Genomic DNA, 23,777 nt, shown 5'->3' with positions numbered 1-23,777 from the left:
GACCGGAGGGATCTCGCGATGAACGTTCCATTGTGGGTGTGGCTGGTCACCGGTGCGGTGATTCTAGCCTTTTTTATATTCGACTTTTATTCTCACGTGCGCAGTCCACATGAGCCCACCCTGAAAGAGTCGGGCCTGTGGACCTTGTTCTACATTGCCGTCGCCTTAGTTTTTGGCGGCGTTGTCTGGGCCGTATGGGGCCATGAGCACGGCATCCAATTCTTTACCGGTTATGTCACAGAGCAGGCGCTTTCCGTGGATAACCTCTTCGTATTTGCGCTTATCATGGGATCCTTTAAAATCCCGCGCAAGTACCAGCAAAAGGTGCTGCTCATCGGTATCATCATCGCCCTCGTCTTCCGCCTCGTATTCATTTTGCTGGGTGCGGCGGTCATCGCGGCGTGGTCTGATATCTTCTACCTCTTTGCCATCTTCCTGCTGTATACCGCCATCAAGTTGGTCATCGATGAGATTCGGGATGCGCCGGAGACCAACCCGAACGATATGGCCATCATCAAGCTCGTGCGCAAGGCGGTAGATGTCACCCCGCAGTACCACGGGGATAAGCTCACCCACCGCGTGGACGATGGCTCGAAGAAGGGCAAGTTCGCCTTCACGCCGCTATTCGTCGCGCTGGTATCCATTGGGCTTATCGATGTCATGTTTGCCTTCGATTCCATTCCGGCAATCTACGGCATTACCTCAGAGGCGTTTTTGGTCTTTACCACCAACGTATTCGCGCTGATGGGCCTGCGCCAAATGTACTTTCTTATCGATGGCCTCTTGGACCGCCTCGTCTACCTGCCTTACGGCCTGGGCATCATCCTGGGCTTCATCGGTGTCAAGCTGCTCTTCCACGCGTTGCACGAGAATAACCTGCCGTTTATCAATGGCGGCGACAATATCGAATCCGTGCCGGAAATCTCCACCATCGGCTCGCTGGTGGTCATTGTTGGAGTCTTGGTCATCACGGTTCTTGCATCGGTTATTAAGAACATGCGCGATAAAACCCAAGGCGTAGTGGCCGTATCCCACAACCACTACGACTGGGATGAGGAAGGAAATAAGATCGTACGCAATACGCGCGGCGATTACCTGGGCAGGGCCGAGGATCTGTCCAAGGAAGACCTACCCAACTAGGGGGGAGAGCCTAGAAGCGGGCTTTAACCGGGTTCCACTCGCGGAAGCTGCGGCCCTGGAGGCAGCCTTCTTGATAGAAGGGATCATCGTTCATCAGCTGGATGACATCGGCGACCTCGGTGCCATCATCGTCAAAGCGCACGACGATGAGCGCGCCTCCTTGGGAATCCGTGAACGGTCCCGAGGCCACGATGGTGCCCTCATCAAATAGTTTCCCGGTGAACTCGCGGTGGGCCGGGCGGACCTTCGCTATCTCTGGGTTGGCCGGGTTATATTCATAGTTGACTGCAAAATATTTCATACCGGACAGTATAAATTTTCGGGGGAGTGTGCCGCGAGACCATAACCCAAGCGGGTAGTATGTATAGGGTGAATCAACCCGGAGCACAGTCAGCGCAGTCCTCGGATGTGAATCCGCAGGTCTCTAATTGGAATCTGCCAAATGTCCTTACCTGCCTGCGTATCGTTTTCATTCCGGTCTTTGCATGGCTGGTCATCGGCGGCCACCAGTGGTGGTCTTTTGGCGTCTTCGCCGCCTTAATGCTCACGGATAAGCTCGATGGCGATATTGCTCGCGCCCGCGGGTTGATTACCGATTTTGGCAAGATCGCCGACCCCATTGCTGATAAAGCGCTCATGACCACAGCGCTTGTCTGTCTCAATATCGTCGATCAGCTTTCGGTTTGGGTTACCGTCATTATTCTGATCCGGGAATTCGGCATTACCATCTGGCGCATGGCCTTGCTGCGCCGCGGAAAAGTCGTCCCAGCCTCTAAAGGCGGCAAGTTGAAGACCGTCCTGCAGTCCTTTGCCGTAGGCCTATATTTGTGGCCGCTTCCCTCGTGGATGGATATTCCTACCTCCTTCATCATGTGGATGGCCGTCGTGGTAACGGTCATTACCGGCGTGCAGTATCTCATCGATGGACAAAAGCAAAATAGTTAAACAATGGCTTTCACAAAATCTGACCTCGTTGCCTTATTAACAGAGCGCCACGAGACCGTGGCTTTTTGCGAGTCGCTGACTGCCGGCCTAGCCAGCGCTACCATCGCTTCGGTGCCTGGAGCATCGGCCGTCTTGCGCGGCGGCCTTATTACCTATGCCACAGAGGTAAAGTCCCACTTCTTGGATAAACCAGTCTCTGAGATCGAACGCGTAGGCGTCGTCTCTGGCGAAACCGCAGTCGATATGGCCCGCGCCGCAGTTGCGGAAACGGGGGCGGATTGGGGCTTAGGGCTTACCGGCGTTGCCGGGCCAGATAAACAAGAAGGAAAAGATCCCGGCACGGTATTTTTAGGAATCTATTCCGCGGGCCGCATAGCGCAGTCTTATTGTTTGCGCGACTTGGGCACTGAACGCAACGACATCAGAAAGGCCACGGTAGGAGCAGCAATCGCCCAACTTGGTGCGATCATCAAAAATTTTCCTAGCAGTGGGGAACAAATTTCATCGAAGGAGCGTTAAAACGTACGATGAACATTTCTACAGCAGTCCTAGACCACTCGGCGCAGACTGCCGCGGAACCTGCGGCAGCGGCACCATCGGCGCCACAACCTGCCCGCGCCCCAGAACCACTCCTGCGTGAAGCATTGGGCCTGACCCTGCGTGCATTCCGCGCGGACAAGTCGGTTACCCTGCGCGAATTGGCTAGCGTTGCCCGCGTGTCACCGGGCTACTTGTCGGAGCTCGAGCGGGGCCGCAAGGAAGTTTCTTCTGAGTTACTGGCCTCCGTGTGCCACGCGCTCGACGCATCGGTGTCGGACGTCCTGATCGAGGCTGCCGGTTATATGGCGCTGCCCTCGATGGATGAAGAGCTCGCGCATACCGCGCCGGCTGCTTCTGAGCTTTAACGCGTGCGCGATTCTGAAAAGAATTGCCGCGGTGGATACCTTCGATTAGTAGCGGCAGAGCCCTAGGCGTTGGGTTACTATGAACACGACAACGCGACGCATTACCACATTCCTTAGAAAGGTCTAGAGCATAATGGCGAATCCATTTGTTAAGGGTTGGAAGTACCTGATGGCACTGTTCGATAATAAAATCGAAGAGAATGCCGATCCGAAAATTCAGATTGAGCAGGCCATCGAAGATGCCCAACGTCAGCACCAAGAGCTTTCGCAGCAAGCTGCGGCGGTCATTGGCAATCAGCGCCAGCTGGAGATGCAACTTAACCGTCGCCTAGCCGAGGTCGAAAAGCTGCAGGGCAATACCCGCCAGGCGCTCGAGCTTGCGGATAAGGCGCGCGCCAATGGTGATGAAAACAAGGCCGTGGAGTACGAGAACGCCGCCGAGGCCTTTGCCGCTCAGTTGGTGACCGCAGAGGAGTCTGTGGAGGACACGAAGAAGCTCCACGACCAGGCATTGCAACAGGCTGAGCAGGCTAAGCGCGCTGTAGAACGCAATAATGCAGCCCTGCGCCAGAAGGTTGATGAGCGTTCGAAGCTGCTATCGCAGCTGGAGCAGGCAAAGATGCAGGAAAAGGTTTCCGAGTCTTTGAACTCCATGAACGAGCTTTCTGCAGGCGGCAACACGCCTTCGCTCGATGCCGTGCGCGATAAGATTGAGCGCCGTTACTCCAAGGCTCTGGGCCAAGCGGAGTTGGCGGAAAATTCCGTCGAAAACCGTATGGCCGAGGTGCAGCAGGCGGGCATCCAGATGGCCGGCCACTCCCGCTTGGAGCAGATCCGTAGCGAGATGAACTCCACGAAGTCCGTAGAATCTAACCGCACCCAGGCCATCGAGGGCAATAAGGCCTCTGGCTCTGCTGCGGATCAGGCAGCGCAGCCGACCTCGAATGATGATGCCGTCCAGGCTCGCTTGCGAGAGCTGCGCGGAGAGTAACTTCCTCATCCCGCGCTTGTCGTAGCGCTAATTGAAAAATAGCCTCCGATCTTTCCTTTGCCGCGTTGAGCGGTGGGGAAGTCGGAGGCTTTGTCGCGCTATCAGTGTATGTGCCTAAGTTTTCTTAGTCACCGACGCCGCGGGCCTGAAGGGCTTCGCCAATGGCCCGAGCGCGCCGAATGGAGCGAATGATGACGGGCGTGACAAAGGCCGAGGGGGAGAACCCAGCGCCGCGAGCCTTGCGGGCATCGAGAACCTCGTAGATCGTTTCGAACATGAGGGGGATGAGGCGGATAGTCAGGGACATCGCCAAGCTAATGTTTTCTACCGGGACGCCGAAACGATTCAGCGGCTGGAGGGATTCTTCCAGCGACTCCATGATGGCGTCGACCGTCGAAGTGAGCGTTAGCAAAAAGGCCAGAATCATGGCCGCCAAAATATTGAGGAACATCACCGCGGCGTAGTCAAAATCCTTCGCCCACCATTGGAAACCGGCAAGGGGAATGAGGATGACCAGGGGCGGCCAGAGTTGGCTCCAGGCAATTCGTAGGGGGATGCGGGCGATGACATAGGTTAGCGCTGCGGCGATCACCGCACCGCCTGCCCACGGCAGAGTATTGAAAAAGATGCTGGTAACCAGGATAAATACCAGCAAGATGAGTATCTTCCAGCTGGGCTTCATCCGGTGGATTACCGTCGTGCCCGGAACATATACGGATAGCGGAATATTGGTTCTGCGTCGGGTCATTAGAGGTGGCTTTCTAGAGTGGCCGCCGCGCCATGAGATCTCTGTAAAAATCGATGACCTCCTGGGGAGCGCCATCGGCGGCAACCTTGTGGTCATCGATACAAATGACACGGTCAAAATCCGTGAGGAATTCCAGATCGTGAGTAACGACGATGAGCTGCTGGTCAAGCTGCGCGAACTCGCGCTTGATGCGGTCGCGATTGCGGAGATCAAGCAGCGTCGTTGGTTCATCGGCGATGATGAGCACTGGGTCGATGACCAGCACTGCGGCTAAGGCGAGCAATTGCTTTTGTCCACCAGAAAGAGTGTGCGGGGAGCGCTCGGCAAATTCTAAGAGCCCGAACCGTTCCAAGGCGGCGTCTACTCGGGCATTGCGCTCATCCTTCGATAGCTTGAAGCGGCGCAGGGAAAAAGCGATGTCATCGCGTACATTGGGCATGACGATCTGATTTTCGGCATCGGAAAAGACAAAACCCACCTTTTCGCGCACTTTCTTGCCCTGCTCGCTGGGATTGATGCCGTCGACGGTGACGGTACCCGCGGTGGGCTCACCCAGGCCATTAATAAGCCGGGTCAGTGTGGACTTTCCGCCGCCATTTTGACCGATGACGCCGATCCGCTGCTCGCTTAAAGTGAGGTTGATGTCATTGAGGACCACCGTCTCATCAAAAGCTACCGTGACCGAGGAAAAGTCGATGGTGGGCACTAGGAGGCCTTCCTACCCATCAGGTCGGGGAATGCGGAGTGAACACCAACGGCAATGATAACGGCCACGACGAGCTTTGCGGTGTCAACGAGGACGAATGGGCCTTGCGCTGCGATGGCCGGGCCGACGTCCAATCCGGAGCGAAGCATCAGGCCGATCGCGCCACAGGTGTATTGCACGAGAAGGCCAACGATGGCTGCGATAGCGAGTACCACGGTCATCCCGCCCTTCCCGCGTGGGGCGCGGTAAGCAATGGCGCCGGCGGCGATAGGGGAGAGTACGTAACCGATGATGTATCCCACGGTAGGGCCGGCAAGCGCGCGGAGCGTGGTGCCACCGCCTGCCAAAACGGGCAATGCCAAACCGATAAAGAGGAATAGCAAGCCAACGTAGCCCCCGCGCTTTCCGCCCAAGATGAGGCCGGACAAAATGAGCGCGGCGTTTTGCAAGACGATGGGCACGCCGGCGGTGCCTACGGGGATAGAAACGAAGGCTAAAACGATAACGAGGGCGGTAAATACCGCTACATAGGCAATGGTGGTTGCCACGGAGTTCTTTTGCATGGACAAAGATTAGCACCTTGGAGAAAAACGCTGTAGACACACCAATTTGAACGTCGTTCAAGGAAGCTAATTCTGGGGTCCTGGTAAAAGTTTTGGAAATATTTCCATGGTGGTGGGTAGGATTGCGCGCATGCGATTGACGGAGTACCACCAACTGGTTGTGGATGAATTTGGCGAATCAAAAGGGGCGTGGATTAGCCATTCGCATGTTTTATCAGAGCTTAATGGAACGCCGGATGAGCTTATCGAACGTGGCGTCGATCCCCGCCGTGTCTGGATAGGGCTGTGCAATGACTTCGATGTTCCCCAAGAGCGCCGTCTCGGCGTAGATTACCCATCCTTATAGGGTCTCAGAAAAGCCGAAAAGGTGTGTCTATTTTCGATATTCGAACAGATGTATGTACTCTAGTTGGGGTGTCGGTGTGGGCGACTACAGTGGGATCGCAATGAGGGCGGAACCATTTAGGGTTCTGCAGCAGTCTAATTAAGTGTTCACGCAGCGTCGTACGAGATAAGGATTTATAACAATGGCAACGAAAAAGAAATCATCCTCAGCCGCAACCAAGGGAGATGACCGCAAGAAGGCGCTAGATGCCGCTATGGCCATGATCGAAAAGGATTATGGCAAGGGCGCCGTTATGCGCTTGGGTGATGATGATCGCCCGCCCATCAAGGCCATTTCTTCCGGCAACACGGCAATCGACGTGGCGCTGGGCATCGGTGGCTTCCCGCGCGGGCGAATTGTGGAAATCTATGGCCCAGAGTCTTCCGGTAAGACGACGGTGGCGTTGCATGCCATTGCCTCGGCGCAAAAAGACGGCGGCATTGCAGCGTTTATCGATGCCGAGCACGCCCTCGACCCCCAATATGCACGCCTGCTAGGCGTCGACACCGATAACCTCCTCGTGTCCCAGCCCGATACCGGTGAGCAGGCTCTGGAAATCGCGGACATGCTGGTGCGCTCCGGCGCTATCGACATTATCGTCGTGGACTCCGTGGCGGCGCTGACCCCTAAGGCGGAAATCGAAGGCGAGATGGGCGATAGCCACGTCGGCCTGCAAGCCCGCCTGATGTCCCAGGCCTTGCGCAAGATGACCGGTGCGCTATATAACTCCGGCACCACCGCAATCTTCATCAACCAGCTGCGCGAGAAGATTGGTGTGATGTTCGGCTCCCCGGAGACCACCACCGGTGGTAAAGCGCTGAAGTTCTACTCCTCCGTGCGCTGCGATATCCGCCGTATCCAGACGCTGAAGGATGGCCAAGACGCCATCGGTAACCGCACGAAGCTCAAGGTGGTAAAGAATAAGGTTTCCCCGCCGTTCAAGATCGCCGAGTTCGACATCATGTACGGCGAGGGCATTTCTCGCGAGTCCTCCATCATCGATCTCGGCGTAGAAAACGGTTTCATCCGCAAGTCCGGTTCTTGGTTTACCTACGAAGGCGATCAGCTGGGCCAAGGTAAGGAAAAGGCGCGTTCCTTCTTGAAGGACAACCCCGACCTTGCCAATGAGATCGAAAAGAAGATCTTCCAGAAGCTCGGCATTGGGGAAGAGGCGGCAAATGGTGAAGAAGCTACCGCCATGGATGTCCCCGGCTCCGATGACCCATTGACGGATGAATCCGTAGATTTGGTCCCAAACGTCGACTTCGATGACGACTAAGCCTGTCCACCAACACTCCCACCGCTTAACACCCGCGCTATGAATCAACCCGCCCCTGACAAGCTAGAGCAACTCCGCCAGGCCCTTGAAGCCTATGAAAAAGGAGAAGCCGGGGGCGGGCTTTTTGATCGGGAGGCCGAAGAGGCAAAATCAAAGGTGCGGTCCCGCGCATTGGGCCTGCTCGACCAGCGTTCGCGGTCCCGTCAGGAATTGTACGACCGCTTAGTACAGGCCGAATTCGACCCTGAGGTGGTTGACGAGGTCCTCGATGACTTGGCCCATGCCGGCTTAATTGACGATGCCGCCTTTGCCGCCGAATGGGTGCGGCAGCGGCATAAGCGGAGGGGGAAATCGCGCAGCGTCCTCGACCGCGAGCTCTGGGAGAAGGGCGTAAGTCAAGAAGACCGAGACGAAGCCCTCACCCAAATTGACGCGGCCGATGAAGAAGCGATGGCCCGAGCCTTGGCGGAAAAGAAGGCGCGCAGCGTGAAATCCGTTCCTGCAGATAGGAAGGAACGGGAAAAGGCGCTACGCAGGATCGTGGGAGTATTGGCGCGCCGCGGGTTCAACGAGGGGATGTCTTTAAACATCGCCATTAGCGCCCTTGATGAACGGTGCGAGGAGCTGTCTTCTCCTTAAATCCGGCGGATGGGGCTTAGTGCCTTGTTGGCTCCAACCTAGTGACTCGCACACGCGCCCCACCCATCGCGGGCCCGTGCCCCAACGCGCCTCACGGCGTGCCCGATCCCACCCACGTGCCTGCACGGGTGCCGAGTTGCGACGGTTATGAGTTGTTCTGGGTGATGGCTAAACTATGCCGACGTGGAGCAGACAATTCCTGAAACCCGTACCTATGAAGTCCGAACCTTCGGCTGCCAGATGAATGTGCACGATTCCGAGCGCATTTCCGGTTTGCTGGAGGAAGCTGGCTACGCGGCCGCAGACGAGGCCACGGAGCCGGATCTCATCGTCTTTAACACGTGCGCTGTCCGCGAAAATGCCGACAAGCGCCTCTACGGCACGCTGGGCGCATTGAAGAAGACGAAGGAGAACCATCCTGGCATGCAAATCGCCGTGGGCGGTTGCCTTGCACAAAAGGATAAGGACACCGTCCTCGACAATGTGCCGTGGGTGGATGCGGTCTTCGGAACCCACAATATGGCAGCGTTGCCCACCCTTCTCGAGCGCGCCCGCCATAACGAGGAAGCCCAGGTCGAGATCGTCGATTCGCTAGAGGCGTTCCCCTCCATATTGCCTGCTAAGCGCGAATCCGCCTACGCGGGTTGGGTATCGGTGTCCGTGGGCTGCAATAACACCTGCACTTTCTGCATCGTTCCCTCCCTGCGCGGTAAGGAAGAGGACCGCCGGCCAGGCGATATTCTGGCCGAGGTACAGGCGCTGGTGGATCAGGGCGTCTCTGAGGTCACCCTCTTGGGCCAAAACGTCAACGCCTATGGCGTGAATTTCGCCGATCCAGAAATGCCGCGCGATCGCTTTGCTTTCTCGAAGCTGCTGCGCGAAGTGGGCAAGATCGACGGCCTCGAACGCCTGCGGTTTACCTCCCCGCACCCGGCGGAATTCACCTCGGATGTCATCGACGCCATGGCGGAAACCCCGGCGGTGTGCCCACAGTTGCACATGCCGCTGCAATCTGGCTCGGATAAGGTTTTGAAGGACATGCGTCGTTCCTACCGCACGAAGAAGTTCCTGCGCATCCTCGATGAGGTGCGGGAGAAGATTCCGAACGCGGCGATTACCACGGATATCATCGTTGGTTTCCCGGGCGAGACCGAAGAGGATTTCCAGGCCACCATGGACTTGGTCCGCCGCGCCCGCTTCGCCTCGGCATTTACCTTCCAGTATTCCCCGCGCCCTGGCACCCCTGCGGCGGAGATGGACAACCAAGTCCCCAAGGAAGTCGTCCAGGATCGCTTCGAGCGGCTCGTTGCGCTGCAAGATAGCATCCAGGCAGAAGAGAACCAGAAGCTCGTGGGCACTGAGGTGGAGCTCTTGGTCCAAGCTGAGGGCGGACGCAAGAACGATGAGACCCACCGCATGTCGGGTCGAGCTCGGGATGGGCGCCTCGTGCACTTTAGCCCTATTGATGACAACGGCGCGGATATCTCCGCCGAGATTCGCCCCGGCGACGTCGTGCGCACCAAAGTCACGGGCGCAGGCTCGTTCTTCTTGCTTGCCGATGCCGCAGTAAGCGTCCACACCCGCACCAAGGCCGGCGACATGTCGGCAGCGGGCCAAACCCCCACTACCGCTCCGATTGGGGTGGGCTTGGGGCTGCCGGGCATCGGCAAGCCTGCTGGCGCTGCCGCAGCGGATTCTTGCGGCTGCTAACCGGGGAGTAGGCTAGGGTGCCATGAGAGAGCGAAATACCACCACTGCCGCCCAGGAAGCGGCACAGGCGGAGCGCCGAGCAGCACAAACCATGGATCTGCGTGGGCAAAAGGTGACGCTGTGGATCGCTGTGGCGGCCTATATTGTCTACCTCATCGTTCCTTATGCCGGCTCCGCCCACGGGTGGCAGGCCTTAAGTTTTGGCACCACCGAGGACGGGGTGAAGATCTCGCTGATGGAGACCATCTCCGCGTGGCTCGCGCTACTTGGCGTGGGCGTGCTGACGACGGCAACCCTGCTGACCCGCCGCGCCACCTTCGGGCTGATTGCGTGGATGATGGTGACGGTTTCTTTCTTCGTTAACCTGTGGGGCTTTTGGTACCGCGGCTCTACTGCGGACGGCCCGGCCATTGGCATGTGGGTGGGCATGCTGGCAACCTTCCTGGCCTTCTTGGGCTTTAGCCTCGTCGCCCTGCGGCGTAGCCCAGAGCAGCGCGCGGCAGAAGAAAAGGTTCGTGCCTCGGCAGGCCAGCTGGATGAGGTAGGCAAATTCCAATCCAATATTGCGTCCCCGCAGCCGCAGGAGATGCTTGTCGATGACCGCCGGAAAAAGGCCGCCGAGCGCCACCGCCACCAGCACGAGGGCTAAAGGTGGAGCTCCCAGGCAGAAGACTGGGAGATTTCCCGCGCCCCGAGCCGCGCATACAGCGCGTTCATGGCGGCGTCGCCGGCTGCGACGGAACAATAGCAGCGGCGCACCTGTGGCCACGCTTGGTTGACCTCGTGCAGGGCGGTGAGTTTTGCCAATTGCGCCAGTCCTTGCCGGCGGTGGTCGCGGTCGGTGACGGTGAGGGTCCATTCGCAGACCTCCGGATCTGCGGCCTCGTGCCGTGCTAGCTCCGTGAGCGCTACGATGCCCCCAGCATCATCGATGAGCGCCACGAGCAGCGTATGTCCGCGCCGCGAGCGCAGGCGTTGATGCGCTTCTTCCAACCGCTGCCGGGACCAGACGATGGGCTCGGTGGATAAGGTGCCGGTATCGGCATCCGCGGAGGCAACCGTTAAAAGGCGCATGACATCGTCGATATGTTCTTCCGGAATGGCATAGTCCTGCCATATCGCGGCCGAAAGCCCGGGCGGAAAGAGGGCGGCAGCCGGGTGCTCTGGAATATCGATGGCTAGTTGCCGCTCGCTATGGCGCTGCGTAAAGCCCAGGGATTGGTAGACCGCCGCCATTGCGTCATATTCCGGCGCCGTCTCCGGCGGGTGCAGCAGGCCCACGTGCGCGACGCTGCGGCCGAGCTGCTGGGTGATTTTTAAGGCGGTATCTCCCATCCAGGTAGCCACCTTGTGCCCCTCGGCATCAAGGGGTTCACCGGGCAGCGGTAGATCGCACAGGACGCACTCGATTTCCGCGGCATTGCGCTCTTCTAAAAGCGGCAGGCTGATGTGGATAAATCCCACGTAGTCCAGCTCGGGGCTCGGTGCGGTGGCGGGGATCTGGGGCAGACCGAGCTCGGAGACGGGCCCGAGCGTCGCCGGCCCATCGACCACCGCGAAAAGGTAGGTCTGCGATTCGCCCGAACCCTGCAGGCGGTGCACCACGCGGCTAGGCGAAGTCGAGGCCGCCGCATCGCCGCTTGCTTCCTGCGCCGCCAGGTTTGCCCAGAAAACAAAGGAACGGATGCAATCCGCCGGTTCAGCCTCGGCTACCTGGGTTGGGCGCGCAATCTGAACGAGGTGCACTATTTATCGTTGACGGCATTGGCAGCGGCATCGGCAAATTCCTGCCATTGCTCCGCCTGCGCGCGCAGCTCCGCGGCCTTCTTCTCCTTGCCTTTAGCCTCTGCGGCCGCGGACTGGGCCTTGAAGTCTTCCACCTTCGCCTGGAATTGGGCCACGCGAGCCTGCGCTTCAGGGTCGGTGCGCCGCCATTCGGATTCTTCTGCTTGGGTGACGCGCTTTTCTAGCTGCTCAATTTTGGATTCGTACTCGCGCACCTGGTTGCGGGGCACGAAGCCGATTTCCTCCCACTTTTCCTGCAGCTCACGCAGCTTAGCCTTGGCCTTGTCCATGCTTTGCGATGGGTCGATTTGGCTGTCGTATTCCGCAAGCAGCGCATCCTTCGCCTTGGCGTTTTCGGCGAACTCGCGGTCCCGCTCGTCGTTGACCGCATTGCGGGCATCAAAAAAGCGGTCCTGCGCTGCGCGGAACTTCGCCCACAGCTGGTCATCGACCTCGCGCGGGGCGCGGCCGGCCGCCTTCCACTCCGCCATTAGATCGCGGTAGGCGCGGGCGGTGGGGCCCCAATCGGTGGAGTCCTGGATGGCCTCGGCGCGCTCGACGAGTTCTTCCTTCTTCTTTCGCGCCGCCGCGCGGGCACGATCGAGATCCGCAAAGTGCGAACCGCGGCGCCTATTAAAGGAATCGCGGGCGCGAGAGTAGCGCTTCCACAGGCCGTCATCGGTCTTCTTATCGATACCCTTAATCTGCTTCCACTCTTCCAAAATGGCGCGGATGCGGTCGCCGGCGGCCTTCCATTCCGTAGAGTTTTCGGCAATCTCTTCGGCCTCGGCGGCGAGCTTTTCCTTCGCCGCAATCGCGTCCTGACGGCGCTTTTCCCGCTCCGCCTGCGCCTGCTCACCGGCCACAACGGAGTGATCAATAACCGCAGCGAGGCGGCGATCCAGCGCCGCGATATCGCCAATGACCGCAGCGGTAGGCAGGGTCTCGCGGAGTTCGGCGGCGGTTTGCTTGATTCCTGCGGCCTCGCCTGGGTTGGCGCGCAGGCGAGCCTCTAGGAGCTCGATCTCGGTGGCTAGGTCATCATACCGGGCGCCGAAGTGCTCGAGGCCCTCCTGCGCAGAGCCTGCCTGCCATTCTCCAATCTTGCGCTCGCCCTCGGGGGCGGAAACGAAGACGGACCCATCGGCATCGACGCGCCCCCACTTGGCCGGATCGTTCTTGCTCGGTGATTGCACGGGCACGGGCTTGGCTGTGGGGCGGGGGCCCTTCTTGGGCATGGAACCTGGGGTAGGGGTGGGAGACATGGAAAGCCCTCCTAGACATATATCGCCGCGCGTCACGGCTGCCGGATGAAATCACTGGTTACATTACCGCGAAAAATCGCCGTGTGCCTAGAATCTATTTAATTACCTCCTCTTGGGTAGATAGTATGGAGGAATAATGTTCAATCTCATGGTTATGGCCGCCTCGCCGGCGCTGGCAGTCGAGCTAGCCCCCAACGATGCCGCCTCGCGGGCGCTGCTGGCAGCGGCGCGCACGCTGGCGGTCGAAGCCGCAGCCGCCGGCATTGGCGAAGCAGAAATTATCGGATCCCGCTCCTCGCGGTGGCATACCCGCCACGCGGGAAGCCTACGCGCCTGGGGAGCCGACCAGGTGCACGTGGGCGCCGGAAACTACCTGCCAGAAATCATGGCCCGCTACGTCCTTTCCACGGTCCCACAGATAACGGTGCGCGATAGCCGCGACCGCCTGGGCACGCCAGACCCAAAGGTCCTTAGCATCGTGGTCGCAGACGGCAGCGCGGGGCTTACCGAGAGAGCACCGCTGGCCCTTATCCCCGGCGCGCAGGAGGCGCACCGGTGGTGCGAGGAGGTGTTGATGGGGGCATCGGCAAGCAGCGAGGCCGAATGGCTGAAGCAACGCGGCGTGGAAGAGCCAGCGCTCTGGCTCGAGCTTGCCGCCTGCACGCCCAAGCGCGCGCAGGTCCGGGCGACGGACGCCACCCTCGGGGTAGGCCGCTACGTGGCAGGTTGGGAGGTAACATGCGCCCCATCGCAGTAGTTGGCCCCACCGCGTCCGGCAAATCCGCGCTCGGGCTGGCCCTTGCCCATGAACTGGGTGGGGAAGTGGTCAATGTCGATTCCATGCAGTTATACCGCGGCATGGATATCGGGACCGCGAAGCTTTCCCCCGCAGAGCGCGAAGGCATCCCGCATCACCAACTCGATGTCTGGGACGTGACGGAGACTGCTTCCGTGGCGCGCTATCAGCAGGCGGCCTTGCGCGATATCGAGGACATCATGTCCCGCGACAAGACGCCCATCCTCGTCGGCGGATCCATGCTCTATGCCCAGGCGTTGGTGGATGACTGGCAATTCCCGCCCACCGATCCGCAGGTGCGGGCCAAATACGAGGCCCGCCGCGCCGATATCGGAACGGATGCACTCCACGCCGAGCTCGCACGCGTCGATCCGGCCGCCGCCGCCATCATCGAGGACAAAGACCCCCGCCGCACCGTCCGGGCGCTCGAGGTCATCGAGCTGACCGGCAAGTCCTTTAAGGCCAGCCAGCCGCCGAAGAACGGCCCGCCCCGGTGGGGGACGAAGCTGCTGGGGCTGCGGACTGATAGCGAGTGGTTGAACCCGCGCATCGAAAAGCGCACGCACCTCATGTTTGAGCAAGGCCTCGTCGAGGAAGTCGAGCGCCTGCAGGATAAGGGGCTTGTGGCCGATTCCACCGCGGGTCGCGCCATTGGCTATGCGCAGGTTCTACAAGCCCAGCGCGGCGAGCTGACCTGGGAGAATGTCGTGGAGCGCACGATTACTGGCACCCGCCGGTACGTGCGCCGCCAGCGTTCCTGGTTTAACCGCGATAAGCGCATTACCTGGCTCGATGCCGAGGGCGATACTATGGCCCAGGCTTTGTATGCGCTTCGGCGCTAGGGTAGAAGGCATGAAATTTGCCAAAGGCCATGGAACCGAAAATGACTTCGTCATCGTAGAAGACTTCGACGCCGAGGCGCCGCTCTCACCGGAGCGCGTAGCGGCGCTGTGTGACCGCCGGGCGGGAATCGGCGGCGATGGCCTGTTGCGCGTAGTGCGCGCCGGCGCCCTCGTGGACGCAGGAGAGCTGGCGGCACTTCCGGACGGGGTGGATTCCGCCGACTGGTTTATGGATTACCGCAACGCCGATGGGTCCGTGGCGGAAATGTGCGGCAATGGCACCCGCGTCTTTGCCCACTGGCTGCGTTCGCACGACTTGGTGGGCGAGGACGCATTCACCATCGGTACCCGGGCGGGCGCCAAGCAGGTGACGGTGCATTCCTGTGACGCTACCGACGCGAGCGTCACCGTGGAGATGGGCCCCGCGCGCGTGACCGGGGTATCTACCGCGTCCGTGGGCGGTGAGTCCTACGCCGGCCTCGGGGTGGATATGGGCAACCCGCACCTCGCGGCCGTCATTCCGGGCTTGGAGCCAGCAGCTTTGGCCGCCAAGGACCTAACGGCGCCGGTCTACGATGAGTCCTTCTTCCCGGGCGGGGTGAATTTTGAGCTGGTCACCCCGCTGCGCGAGGGGCACGTGCATATGCGCGTCTTTGAGCGCGGGGTTGGGGAGACGCAGTCGTGCGGTACGGGCACGGTCGCGGCAGCTACCGCCGCGCTTGCCGATGCCGCCCAAGCCCTCGGCACCGTCCACGTCCACGTTCCTGGCGGCGAGGTCACCGTTGAGGTCTATGAGAACGGCACGCGCTTGACGGGACCGTCCGCCATCGTCGCGACGGGCGAAACGAGCCTGTAAAAGCCTTAGTCTTCGTCGTCGAACTGCCGGGTGCGGTAATCCGGGCCGAGCCGGAAGGCCGCGCGGCGGGCCGCCAACCACGATTCTTTCAGCTCGCGGGCGCGCTCATCGGTGACGCGGAGGAGGGCTTCCAAGTCCTGTGTGCGCATGCCGTGGGAGTGGATGCGGATATTGAGCCGGCGGAGAAAGCGGCGTGCCCCAGCCAATTCGTAGTGGAACGCATCGATGGCGGGGTGGGAACAGTCGAGGTCCAGCAGTGCAGGCCGGTACAGCGTGCGATCCGCCAGCGGCTCGGCCTCTGTGGACGTTTCGAATTCCTCGAATTCGGCGATGACGTCCTGGATATCGTCCGCCGAAAGCGAAATGGAGCTGCGCAGGGCCTTTCTTTCCGCGGTATCGGGGCGCGTGCGCAGCATGAACCAGCCCGCGCCCACCAGCATGGCGGCGATGATGAGGCCGGGCAGTTTTAGCGTTACAACGATCGCGATCGCGCAAAGGACCAAGAGGACAAAGACAAGTGTCCTCCGGTTTTGCGGATCGCTAAGGAAAGGCATGGCCTAAAAATCTAGTGCCCGCCGCAGCCGCAACCGCCGGATCCACAACCGCATCCGCCATCGCCGCAGCCGCCGGACGGCATGTCAATAGCGGCGGTGAGCAGGGCCGTACCGGAGATCACGGAATCCTTGACCGGCAATTCGCCACGGTCCGCCGGCAGGCAGAGATCGAAGGGGAATAGCCCATCCATGACGAGGTGCGCGAATTTCTCACCGGTGAGTTCATTGGTACGCCATTCGGCTTCCATCACCCGGGCGGCGAAGGTAGCCGCCGGCGTGGGGGCCTGCGCGCCGGAGCCAGAGGCGATGACGCGGGCGCCCTCGGATTCAAAGAGGGCGGGGTATTCGCCGTTTTCGGCCTCGTAGGCGGCCGGGGACTCGTAGGTGGTGATATCGAGCCCCATGGCGGTCAGCGATACCTGCTGCCATTCCTGCCGCGGTTCTTCTGCCAACAGCGGCCCCTGCGCGAGGTTCGCCGTGACCTGGGCCAGCGGCGTGCCGAAGGGATCGATGATGTCCATGATCGCTAGCACGTCATTAAACATCTCCACGTGGGCGAAACCCTGCGTGACCGCGTCGAAGCCGATAAAGGTGGCGTAGGGTTCGACCGCCAAGATATTAAGCTGGGCGCCCGAGGGGTCGCCGTATTGAATGAGCTGGCCACCGCGGACCTCGCCGGTAACGGCAAGGCGGTTCGTGGCGATGGCTGCTTCGACCGCGTCCTGCCAGCGTTCGAAATCCAGGCCGATCGCCTGCATCTCGGTATTCTTCTTCTGGGTAGTAGTCGTTGGCCTAGGCTGCGTCGTTTCCATAGGCACCATTGTATCGCTTTGTCCAGTAAGCCCGGAAACCGCAATTCCCGTTTTGCGGTCTAACGTGCCAAAATAGATAGCAATATGAACAAATTTTCCCCGCAGAATTCTGATAGCTCGGCGAGCAAGGACGAACTTCTCGCCCAGGCCTTCCGCGACCACGCGGACACCCCGCAGGAAACCACGCCCACCAGCGGCGATCTAGATTTGGCCGAGCGCAATGCCTTCCGCCGCGTTACCCGCGAGACCTCCATCCGCGCCGAGGACACCACCGATGGCTACGAGGTGGAATACCGAAAACTGCGCCTCGAGCGCGTCATCCTCGTGGGCGTGTGGACCGAAGGCACCGTAGCGGAGGTCGAGGCCACGATGGATGAGCTGGCCGCCCTGACCGAAACCGCCGGCGCGGACGTGGTCGAAATGATCTACCAAAAGCGCGATAAACCGGACCCAGGCACCTTCATCGGCTCGGGCAAGGTCAAAGAGCTCCACGATATCGTCGAGGCCACCGGCGCCGATACCGTCGTGTGCGATGGTGAGCTGAACCCCGGCCAGCTCACGGCATTAGAGCGCGCGCTCAATACCAAGGTCATCGACCGCACCATGCTTATCTTGGACATCTTTGCCCAACACGCAAAGTCCAAGGAGGGCAAGGCGCAGGTCTCGCTGGCGCAGCTGGAATACCTCTATACCCACACCCGCGGTTGGGGCGGCAATCTCTCGCGCCAGGCCGGCGGCCGCGCCGGTTCCAATGGTGGCGTCGGCCTGCGCGGGCCCGGTGAAACCAAGATCGAGACCGACCGCCGGCGCATTCGCACCGAAATGGCGCGCCTGCGCAAGGAACTGCGCGGGATGAAGACCGCCCGCGAGGTCAAGCGTTCCCGGCGCCAGTCCTCCACGATCGCCCAGATCGCCATCGCCGGCTACACCAACGCCGGCAAATCCTCGCTCATTAATGCCATGACGAACGCGGGCGTGCTTGTGGAAGACGCCCTATTTGCCACCCTGGATCCCACCACGCGGCGGGCCTCGCTTGCCGATGGCCGCCAGGTCGTCTTCACCGATACCGTCGGCTTCGTTCGCCACCTGCCTACCCAGCTGGTGGAGGCTTTCAAATCCACCCTGGAAGAAGTACTCGCCGCCGATATTATGCTGCACGTCGTGGACGGATCGGACCCGTTCCCGCTCAAGCAAATCGAGGCGGTCAATAAGGTCATCTACGATATCGTCAGCGAGACTGGTGAGCAGGCCCCGCCGGAAATCATCGTGATCAACAAGATTGACCAGGCCGACCCGCTCGTGCTCGCGGAGCTGCGCCACGTCCTGGATCATGAGGACGTCGTCTATGTTTCGGCGCGCACGGGGGAGGGCATCGACGAGCTGAGCGCGCGCGTGGAGCTCTTCCTCAACTCCCGCGATAGCCACGTTAAGCTGCAGGTTCCCTTCACCCGCGGCGATGTCGTCTCGCGCGTGCACGCCGAGGGCACCGTGCGCAGCGAGGAATACACCGAGGACGGCACGCTTGTCGATGTCCGCCTGCCCGCCACCACCGCCCGCGAGCTCGCCGAATTCATCGTGGAGGAAGATTCCTAAAACTCGTGCTCCATGGGCCATAATGGTGGTTCGTGAGCATACTAGGTTGGACCGTCCACGGCGACGGTAAGAAAATTGCACCAGGCGCCGTGGTCGCGCCCGAGGAACGACTAAGTTGGGGCCGAACCATTGGCATCGGCATGCAGCACGTGGTGGCGATGTTTGGTGCCACGCTGCTGGTGCCCACCCTGACCGGATTTCCGGTCAATACCACGCTGCTGTTTTCCGGCATCGGCACCATCCTCTTCCTGCTGATTACGCGCAATCGCCTGCCGTCCTACCTGGGTTCGTCGTTTGCCTTCATCGCCCCGCTGACCGCCTCGCAGCAATACGGGATTGCGGCGCAGGCCGGATCCATTCTGGTGACCGGTTTGGTGCTGGTGGCGGTCGGTTTTGTGGTCAAGGCTGCCGGCAAGCGGGTGCTCGATGCTGTGATGCCGCCGGCGGTTACCGGCGCCATCGTCGCGCTCATCGGGCTTAATTTGGCGCCGAATGCGGCCGAGAACTTCGCCTCGCAGCCCTTGGTCGCAGGCATCACGCTGCTGGTTATTCTCCTAGCCACGGTTGCCGGGCGCGGCATGGTTTCGCGCCTGTCCATCCTCATCGGCGTGGTCGTCGGCTGGGTTTTCGCCGCCCTGACCGGTAATTTAGGCGAGGATGCCAGGGCTGCCATCGATGCCGCGCCGTGGGTAGGCCTGCCCGAATTTCACGCCCCAGAGTTCCATCTTTCCGCCATCGCCGTGGCCTTGCCGGTGCTCGTGGTGCTGATTGCGGAAAACGTCGGCCACGTCAAGGCCGTTTCTGAGATGACCAACCGCGACTTGGACGACCTTGCCGGCGATGCCCTGATTGCCGATGGCCTCGCTTCCTCCCTCGCCGGTGGTTTCGGCGGCTCCGGTACCACGACCTATGCCGAGAATATCGGCGTTATGGCCGCCACGCGCGTCTATTCCACGGCCGCGTATTGGGTTGCGGCCCTGACCGCTATTTTGCTGGCGTTCGTCCCGAAGTTCGGTGCGCTGATTTTCACCATCCCCACCGGCGTGCTTGGCGGGGCCACCCTCGTGCTCTATGGGCTTATCGGCATGCTGGGCGTGCGGATCTGGATGGATAATGAGGTCAACTTCAATAACCCGGTGAACCTGACGGCGGCCGCGGTGGCCTTGATCGCGGGCATCGGCAACCTGACCCTGACCGTGGGTGGGGTGAGCTTGGAGGGCATCGCCTGGGGCTCTGTCGGCATCATCATTGCGTATCCCATCATGCGGCGGCTGTACGAAACCGTGGGCGAAGGCCACGACGCTAAATACTAAATTCTGTGGATAACTTTGTTGACCCCGCCGCGAAATAGCGCCGTGGCGGTACGGTTCGCGGCCTAATCCACAGGCCTTCGTGCGTGCGGTCGCGGCCGCGCCGGATTGTGCGTTGTACTAGGCGGCATGAACGCACTCGACCGTTATTTAACCGCGCTGGGCCAAGGGATGGATATCATCGCCGCCGCCCGGGGCTTAAGCGAGCGTGATGTGGTGCAGCGCGGCGCCAGCGACATCGCCGCGCGCGAGGTGGTGCATCTTTGCGATGTCTATTTTGGCCGCTGTGCCTTTAGCGCCAAGCAACGCACGGCGCGCTCGACGACGCACCCGCTCGACGTGCTCAGCCTCATCGAAAAGTTCGCGCTGCGCGCTCGCACTCAGCGCGATGCTTGGGCCATACGCTCCGAGTTATGTGAGTTCCGCGGAAGCGCCACTGCCTTGCGTAAGCGGGCGCGCGACCTCTTGCGGGAGCTACAGCCGCCCCGCACTCCGAAGAAAGGGGTGCGGATCACCCGCCGGCCGCGCGGACCGTGGTCGTTGACCATCACCGGGGAGTCCGCCGACGTCGCCGATATGCACTCTGCCCTTGATACCGAGCGCCCATTGGAATCGGTCAAATCCATCTTCTTCGGCGGGAAGTCTGGGGCGCGCACCACCGTCACTACGCAGGTGGTCATCACCTTGGACGAGCTCGACCGCATCGTCGATGGCGATGGCGAGGAAATAACCCTGCAGCTTACCAATGGCTCGCGCATCAGCGGTGCCGACCTCGCGAGCCGCGTCTTAAGCGATCACGGGTACATCACGCTGGTACACCCTGTAGAGGCCAGGGGCCAAGGTTGTTGATGGTGATCCGGTAGAGGTCTCGGGTGGTCTTGCGCACGGCCCGGGCGGCCCAGGCTTCCATGATCTGCTGGACGGTGCGCTTGCGGGCTGGGGTCGATCCACTCCTCGCGGTGAAGCGCGCGCACTTGCTCCTGGAGCCAGGCTTTGGCCTGCTTCTCGGTGTCGAAGGTCTTGGAGTGCTCCCGGTCGATGTTGTTCCGGTAGCGGGCTACCCAGCGGGTGCGGCCTTTGGTGTAGGTGCTGTCGGCCTTCTTGCGGGGTTTGGTGACGCGGCGTTGGATAGCCGTGCTATACTCCTTGGAGGTGTTTGATCCTCGTGGTGGGGGACAGGCCCGTTGTTTCCCCGGTGGTGCGCAGGCCATCGGGGGTTTTCTCATTGGGATCCAAGCATAGCAAGGAGGGCCACGGGTGATGTTCCCGTGTCCCACTGTGCTGGGTTTATCCTTTTGGTATGGGAGCGAAGGTTCCGTCTAGCACTATTTTTGCTGGACTCATTTTCGCTTCAACTGCTATGGATACGGCTTCGTCAAGATGTACAGCCATGAGAGAGATTGGATGGTTGTCATCCCTAGCGCATCTCTCAAAGTAGCCTATCCACTCTGAATCGGTTAGTGCTATCGGAATGGAACTGACTACGTTCTTGGCGTGACCTCGGACTATATTGACCCTTAACCCATCGTCATCTTCCATAAGATGGAGCCGCTTGTGGTTAGCAAAGTATGCCACGAGTTGCTCCTTGATGGAGTTGGCCTGGGGTGACATCAGTTGCACCCGTCATCCGTCGGAAAAGTGGTGAGCACTTCATGCTTGTCGGTCAGGATCGTCTTTGTTCGCTTTGTCTTGACGACTTCTCCAGAGTCCTTGTTGACGAGATAGATCTCTGAGCTGACACACCATTTGCCACCATCTTGCGGGGCAGTTTGATCGGGATTAGTGATGTTCTTGGTGAGCGCCATGTCTGCGATGTCGCGCCAGTTACGTCCCTCGATGTCGGCGAGTGTTTGCCACTGCGGGCCGTGGCGGTTGACAATGTGGCGGAATCCGACGTTCTCAGTTCCGCATTTCAGGGTGATGTCGCCAGCGCCAAGCTGGTTTTCTGGCGGCCCGTAGGGGCCACCGTGCCATGTGCGGATCACCTTGCCAATGTCTTTTGCTCCGTCTTGTGGGCAAGCGCCCCAAACCGCAGGATCTGGCATGTCAACAGCCTGCGCGGGGATCGTAGTGAGTGGGCCGAATACCGCTGCGCTAAGGCTGACCGCAAGTAGTTTTTTGATTCTCATGTCCCCTCCTTAACTAGTGGGACCGGGATATCAATCATGGTAGGGTAGTGCCGCAGGTTTCACAACCGAGAAGAAGAGATTCCCCTCACGTCAGATACGTACGAAAGCGCCCCTGGCTTGCATGAGGTCAGGGGCAGGTAAGGAGTTTTGCAGGGGGCTACAGGGCGGCGTCGAACTCCGCTGCGCACTGTTTCGTCCATCCGGTGGTGCCGTCGGTGAATACCGTGGTGCCACGCTGGTAAAGGGTGTGGTCGGTGAGGCAGTGGGAGGTGGTCTGCCCGGTGTCCTGTACAGGCGGGGCAGGCGGTGCCGTGGCGTCATCGACCAGCTGGGCGGGTTGCGCGGGTAGCTCTGAGGTGTTGTCATCACCTTGAGCAGGGGCCGGAGCCCCTGGAAGATCCAGTACCCAAGCCTTCGTCGCACCTCTCGGGGTGAGATGATGAGCTTTTCCGCGTTCGCAGGTACCGCGTAGACGTTCTGCGTGCGCTGTTTTCACCCACGCGGGTGAGGCTATCCCCTGTGGGGGACAAAGATTCGCAATCGAATGCGATGCCCAGCGGCTCCGAATATCCGTCCTTCGTGAGCACTTTCGCGTCGCCGGTGGTGAAGGAGAAGTTATCCGACCAGGAGTACTCATTGACGGCGATCTCCGCGTCAAAGGTGAGATAGGTCTGCTCCTCGGTGGGGCGTCTACGTAGCTGGCGACTCGGGGACACTGGTCATGTAGAGCCACGTTGCTGATAGTGACGTCAATGTCGCAGGTCCGATCACCATCGCAGGTGATGGTGAAAGGCTCTCCTTCATTGATGGTGTCCAGTGTGGGGTCCGAGGACGCAGCCACCTCGGTGGAAGGAGCGGCTTCCGCAGTCGTGGTGATGTCCTCCTTGGCCTCATTAGCGCTGCTGCACGCGGACAGGAGCAGGGCAGCGGGGATCAAGACGCCCATGGGCCGGATAGTGGTGCACTGCATGATGGGTTCCTTTCTAGGTGGGGCTACTCGCAGGCCACGCCGTCGCCGTCTTTGTCGAGATCGCGGCTGTTACCGGAGCTGTCTGTGTAGAGCGGAGCAGCACCGGCAGCACGCACGGCTGCGCAGTTCTTGTAGTAGGTGGATGCTTCACGGGCGGGGGCGACAGGAGCTTCATAGGCGGGAGCAGGATCCGCCACAGGGGCCGGAGCGTTAGCCTCCTCCACGTCCCCCGCAGCGGTGTCGTTGCTCTCCTCGACAGCGGTTTCCACCGGCTCCTCAACCTGCTCTGGCTCCTCCTCCTGGGTGACCACCTCGGTCAGGGTGACCTCTGCGGTCACAGCCCCCTCTGAGGTCACCTCCACAACGCAGGTCTGCATCGCCGTAGGAGTCTCCACCACAGGCTCCTTCTCGGGTACGTCGCTCTCTGTCGCCGGGACAATCGCAGACCCCACAACCAGCCCCACGATGGACCCGATGGCAATGACAGGCCACCGCCGGTTGACCTTCTCAGCGGCGGGCGGCTTACCAAGCAGGTACGATCCGCTTCGGACAAGAACGTGTAATTCTCAACCCCCTTCGCGGCTTCCGCAGAGCGTCCCTGTCGTGCTTCTCACAGTACATCCACCAGCCGCCAGGCAAGATGATCGCGACCCCCATGATGACCGCACCGATGAAGGCTCCAACACCGCCCTTCTCGATGCTGAGGAGACCTCCGAGCACCACCAGCACCCCGAGGATGGTGGAGGCCCAGGCCAGGACGGCTTTCCAGGTTGGCGGTTTATGCTGCTCAGCCATAATTCAACTCCCAGTATCTCGTGTCACAGGGGGTACGAAAGTATCCTAAGCCGCCCAGC

28 protein-coding genes are annotated in these 23,777 nt (G+C 60.5%); 16 read left to right on the top strand and 12 right to left on the bottom strand.

Annotation, left to right across the window (positions count from 1 at the left end; all coding sequences use genetic code 11):
- The first annotated feature begins 18 nt into the window (after positions 1–18).
- Positions 19–1,140 carry a TerC family protein gene (locus tag ACLI1Q_RS07650; RefSeq protein ID WP_411696941.1) on the top strand — a complete coding sequence of 374 codons (1,122 nt, stop codon included), beginning with the start codon at positions 19–21 and terminating at the stop codon, positions 1,138–1,140.
- A 10-nt stretch (positions 1,141–1,150) separates the two neighbouring features.
- On the opposite strand, the gene ACLI1Q_RS07645 is transcribed toward ACLI1Q_RS07650, so the two are convergent.
- Entirely contained in the window at positions 1,151–1,441 is a 291-nt protein-coding gene (locus ACLI1Q_RS07645; protein WP_239269518.1) for a YciI family protein, read from the bottom strand.
- A gap of 59 nt (positions 1,442–1,500) precedes the next feature.
- Here ACLI1Q_RS07645 and pgsA point away from each other — a divergent pair, with 59 nt between their 5' ends.
- The 4 genes from pgsA to ACLI1Q_RS07625 all read left to right on the top strand — a co-directional run bounded on the left by pgsA (position 1,501) and on the right by ACLI1Q_RS07625 (position 3,981).
- The gene (gene pgsA, locus ACLI1Q_RS07640) at positions 1,501–2,085 is read left to right on the top strand and encodes a CDP-diacylglycerol--glycerol-3-phosphate 3-phosphatidyltransferase (RefSeq protein ID WP_239269519.1); all 585 of its coding nucleotides are present in this window, start codon (positions 1,501–1,503) and stop codon (positions 2,083–2,085) included.
- A gap of 3 nt (positions 2,086–2,088) precedes the next feature.
- Positions 2,089–2,604 carry a CinA family protein gene (locus tag ACLI1Q_RS07635; protein WP_239269520.1) on the top strand — a complete coding sequence of 172 codons (516 nt, stop codon included), beginning with the start codon at positions 2,089–2,091 and terminating at the stop codon, positions 2,602–2,604.
- An 8-nt stretch (positions 2,605–2,612) separates the two neighbouring features.
- Positions 2,613–2,990, top strand: a complete 378-nt coding sequence (locus ACLI1Q_RS07630; protein WP_005278839.1) for a helix-turn-helix domain-containing protein — start codon at positions 2,613–2,615, stop codon at positions 2,988–2,990.
- A 133-nt stretch (positions 2,991–3,123) separates the two neighbouring features.
- On the top strand, positions 3,124–3,981 hold the full coding sequence (locus tag ACLI1Q_RS07625; RefSeq protein ID WP_126319241.1) for a PspA/IM30 family protein: 858 nt from the start codon (positions 3,124–3,126) through the stop codon (positions 3,979–3,981).
- Between the two features lie 124 nt (positions 3,982–4,105).
- Here the strand turns inward: ACLI1Q_RS07625 and ACLI1Q_RS07620 are convergent, their stop codons facing one another.
- The 3 genes from ACLI1Q_RS07620 to ACLI1Q_RS07610 are packed head-to-tail and all read right to left on the bottom strand — an operon-like array spanning position 4,106 to position 5,998.
- Positions 4,106–4,729, bottom strand: coding sequence for an energy-coupling factor transporter transmembrane component T family protein (locus ACLI1Q_RS07620; RefSeq protein WP_255716860.1), 624 nt, complete (start codon positions 4,727–4,729; stop codon positions 4,106–4,108).
- 13 nt (positions 4,730–4,742) lie between these two features.
- The gene (locus tag ACLI1Q_RS07615) at positions 4,743–5,435 is read right to left on the bottom strand and encodes an energy-coupling factor ABC transporter ATP-binding protein (protein WP_284771450.1); all 693 of its coding nucleotides are present in this window, start codon (positions 5,433–5,435) and stop codon (positions 4,743–4,745) included.
- Positions 5,435–5,998: a biotin transporter BioY gene (locus ACLI1Q_RS07610; RefSeq protein WP_239269522.1), complete on the bottom strand. Its 564-nt coding sequence runs from the start codon at positions 5,996–5,998 to the stop codon at positions 5,435–5,437. Before ACLI1Q_RS07610 ends, ACLI1Q_RS07615 begins: the two co-directional genes overlap by 1 nt.
- Positions 5,999–6,128: 130 nt before the next feature.
- Here ACLI1Q_RS07610 and ACLI1Q_RS07605 point away from each other — a divergent pair, with 130 nt between their 5' ends.
- The 5 genes from ACLI1Q_RS07605 (at position 6,129) to ACLI1Q_RS07585 (ending at position 10,660) form a co-directional block, all read left to right on the top strand.
- On the top strand, positions 6,129–6,344 hold the full coding sequence (locus tag ACLI1Q_RS07605; protein ID WP_023017347.1) for a DUF3046 domain-containing protein: 216 nt from the start codon (positions 6,129–6,131) through the stop codon (positions 6,342–6,344).
- Positions 6,345–6,525: 181 nt separating this feature from the next.
- Positions 6,526–7,662, top strand: coding sequence for a recombinase RecA (recA, locus tag ACLI1Q_RS07600; RefSeq protein ID WP_023030598.1), 1,137 nt, complete (start codon positions 6,526–6,528; stop codon positions 7,660–7,662).
- A 39-nt stretch (positions 7,663–7,701) separates the two neighbouring features.
- Positions 7,702–8,301: a recombination regulator RecX gene (recX, locus tag ACLI1Q_RS07595; RefSeq protein WP_239275489.1), complete on the top strand. Its 600-nt coding sequence runs from the start codon at positions 7,702–7,704 to the stop codon at positions 8,299–8,301.
- Positions 8,302–8,484: 183 nt separating this feature from the next.
- The gene (gene miaB / locus ACLI1Q_RS07590) at positions 8,485–10,011 is read left to right on the top strand and encodes a tRNA (N6-isopentenyl adenosine(37)-C2)-methylthiotransferase MiaB (RefSeq protein WP_284771451.1); all 1,527 of its coding nucleotides are present in this window, start codon (positions 8,485–8,487) and stop codon (positions 10,009–10,011) included.
- A gap of 22 nt (positions 10,012–10,033) precedes the next feature.
- Positions 10,034–10,660 carry a hypothetical protein gene (locus ACLI1Q_RS07585; RefSeq protein ID WP_239269524.1) on the top strand — a complete coding sequence of 209 codons (627 nt, stop codon included), beginning with the start codon at positions 10,034–10,036 and terminating at the stop codon, positions 10,658–10,660.
- Here the strand turns inward: ACLI1Q_RS07585 and ACLI1Q_RS07580 are convergent.
- Both ACLI1Q_RS07580 and ACLI1Q_RS07575 read right to left on the bottom strand, forming a co-directional pair.
- The gene (locus ACLI1Q_RS07580) at positions 10,657–11,757 is read right to left on the bottom strand and encodes a GNAT family N-acetyltransferase (protein ID WP_239275492.1); all 1,101 of its coding nucleotides are present in this window, start codon (positions 11,755–11,757) and stop codon (positions 10,657–10,659) included. The genes ACLI1Q_RS07585 and ACLI1Q_RS07580 overlap by 4 nt on opposite strands.
- A complete protein-coding gene (locus ACLI1Q_RS07575; protein WP_239275494.1) occupies positions 11,757–13,061 on the bottom strand; it encodes a DUF349 domain-containing protein in 1,305 nt (434 codons plus the stop codon). The genes ACLI1Q_RS07580 and ACLI1Q_RS07575 overlap by 1 nt, the downstream gene beginning before the upstream one ends.
- 136 nt (positions 13,062–13,197) lie before the next feature.
- Here ACLI1Q_RS07575 and ACLI1Q_RS07570 point away from each other — a divergent pair, with 136 nt between their 5' ends.
- The 3 genes from ACLI1Q_RS07570 to dapF are packed head-to-tail and all read left to right on the top strand — an operon-like array spanning position 13,198 to position 15,555.
- Positions 13,198–13,818 (top strand): hypothetical protein, encoded by a 621-nt coding sequence (locus ACLI1Q_RS07570; protein WP_239269527.1) that lies wholly within the window; start codon positions 13,198–13,200, stop codon positions 13,816–13,818.
- Positions 13,800–14,699, top strand: coding sequence for a tRNA (adenosine(37)-N6)-dimethylallyltransferase MiaA (gene miaA, locus ACLI1Q_RS07565; protein WP_239269528.1), 900 nt, complete (start codon positions 13,800–13,802; stop codon positions 14,697–14,699). Before ACLI1Q_RS07570 ends, miaA begins: the two co-directional genes overlap by 19 nt.
- Before the next feature lie 10 nt (positions 14,700–14,709).
- Complete coding sequence (dapF, locus tag ACLI1Q_RS07560; RefSeq protein WP_239269529.1) at positions 14,710–15,555, top strand: diaminopimelate epimerase; 846 nt, start codon at positions 14,710–14,712, stop codon at positions 15,553–15,555.
- 5 nt (positions 15,556–15,560) lie between these two features.
- Here the strand turns inward: dapF and ACLI1Q_RS07555 are convergent, their stop codons facing one another.
- Together ACLI1Q_RS07555 and ACLI1Q_RS07550 are read right to left on the bottom strand one after the other, a co-directional pair.
- Entirely contained in the window at positions 15,561–16,109 is a 549-nt protein-coding gene (locus tag ACLI1Q_RS07555; protein ID WP_284771454.1) for a hypothetical protein, read from the bottom strand.
- A gap of 11 nt (positions 16,110–16,120) precedes the next feature.
- On the bottom strand, positions 16,121–16,930 hold the full coding sequence (locus ACLI1Q_RS07550) for a hypothetical protein (RefSeq protein ID WP_239269531.1): 810 nt from the start codon (positions 16,928–16,930) through the stop codon (positions 16,121–16,123).
- Between the two features lie 75 nt (positions 16,931–17,005).
- Here ACLI1Q_RS07550 and hflX point away from each other — a divergent pair, with 75 nt between their 5' ends.
- The 3 genes from hflX (at position 17,006) to ACLI1Q_RS07535 (ending at position 20,673) form a co-directional block, all read left to right on the top strand.
- The gene (gene hflX / locus ACLI1Q_RS07545) at positions 17,006–18,514 is read left to right on the top strand and encodes a GTPase HflX (RefSeq protein ID WP_023030607.1); all 1,509 of its coding nucleotides are present in this window, start codon (positions 17,006–17,008) and stop codon (positions 18,512–18,514) included.
- A gap of 32 nt (positions 18,515–18,546) precedes the next feature.
- Positions 18,547–19,827: a uracil-xanthine permease family protein gene (locus tag ACLI1Q_RS07540; protein WP_239269532.1), complete on the top strand. Its 1,281-nt coding sequence runs from the start codon at positions 18,547–18,549 to the stop codon at positions 19,825–19,827.
- A gap of 126 nt (positions 19,828–19,953) precedes the next feature.
- Positions 19,954–20,673, top strand: a complete 720-nt coding sequence (locus tag ACLI1Q_RS07535) for an HNH endonuclease (protein WP_239269533.1) — start codon at positions 19,954–19,956, stop codon at positions 20,671–20,673.
- 438 nt (positions 20,674–21,111) lie between these two features.
- On the opposite strand, the gene ACLI1Q_RS07530 is transcribed toward ACLI1Q_RS07535, so the two are convergent.
- The 4 genes from ACLI1Q_RS07530 to ACLI1Q_RS07515 form a co-directional block, all read right to left on the bottom strand.
- Complete coding sequence (locus tag ACLI1Q_RS07530) at positions 21,112–21,399, bottom strand: hypothetical protein (RefSeq protein WP_239269534.1); 288 nt, start codon at positions 21,397–21,399, stop codon at positions 21,112–21,114.
- Between the two features lie 35 nt (positions 21,400–21,434).
- Positions 21,435–21,953 (bottom strand): hypothetical protein, encoded by a 519-nt coding sequence (locus tag ACLI1Q_RS07525; RefSeq protein ID WP_239269535.1) that lies wholly within the window; start codon positions 21,951–21,953, stop codon positions 21,435–21,437.
- Between the two features lie 993 nt (positions 21,954–22,946).
- A complete protein-coding gene (locus ACLI1Q_RS07520) occupies positions 22,947–23,321 on the bottom strand; it encodes an excalibur calcium-binding domain-containing protein (RefSeq protein ID WP_239269536.1) in 375 nt (124 codons plus the stop codon).
- 124 nt (positions 23,322–23,445) lie between these two features.
- Positions 23,446–23,718, bottom strand: coding sequence for a hypothetical protein (locus tag ACLI1Q_RS07515; RefSeq protein WP_239269537.1), 273 nt, complete (start codon positions 23,716–23,718; stop codon positions 23,446–23,448).
- Between the last annotated feature and the right edge of the window lie 59 nt (positions 23,719–23,777).

The sequence above is a fragment of the Corynebacterium limaceinasi genome (assembly GCF_046717465.1).
GTDB lineage: Bacteria > Actinomycetota > Actinomycetes > Mycobacteriales > Mycobacteriaceae > Corynebacterium.
The sequence above is the reverse complement of the archived record's forward strand: the minus strand, read 5'-3'. Positions and strand labels throughout refer to the sequence as shown.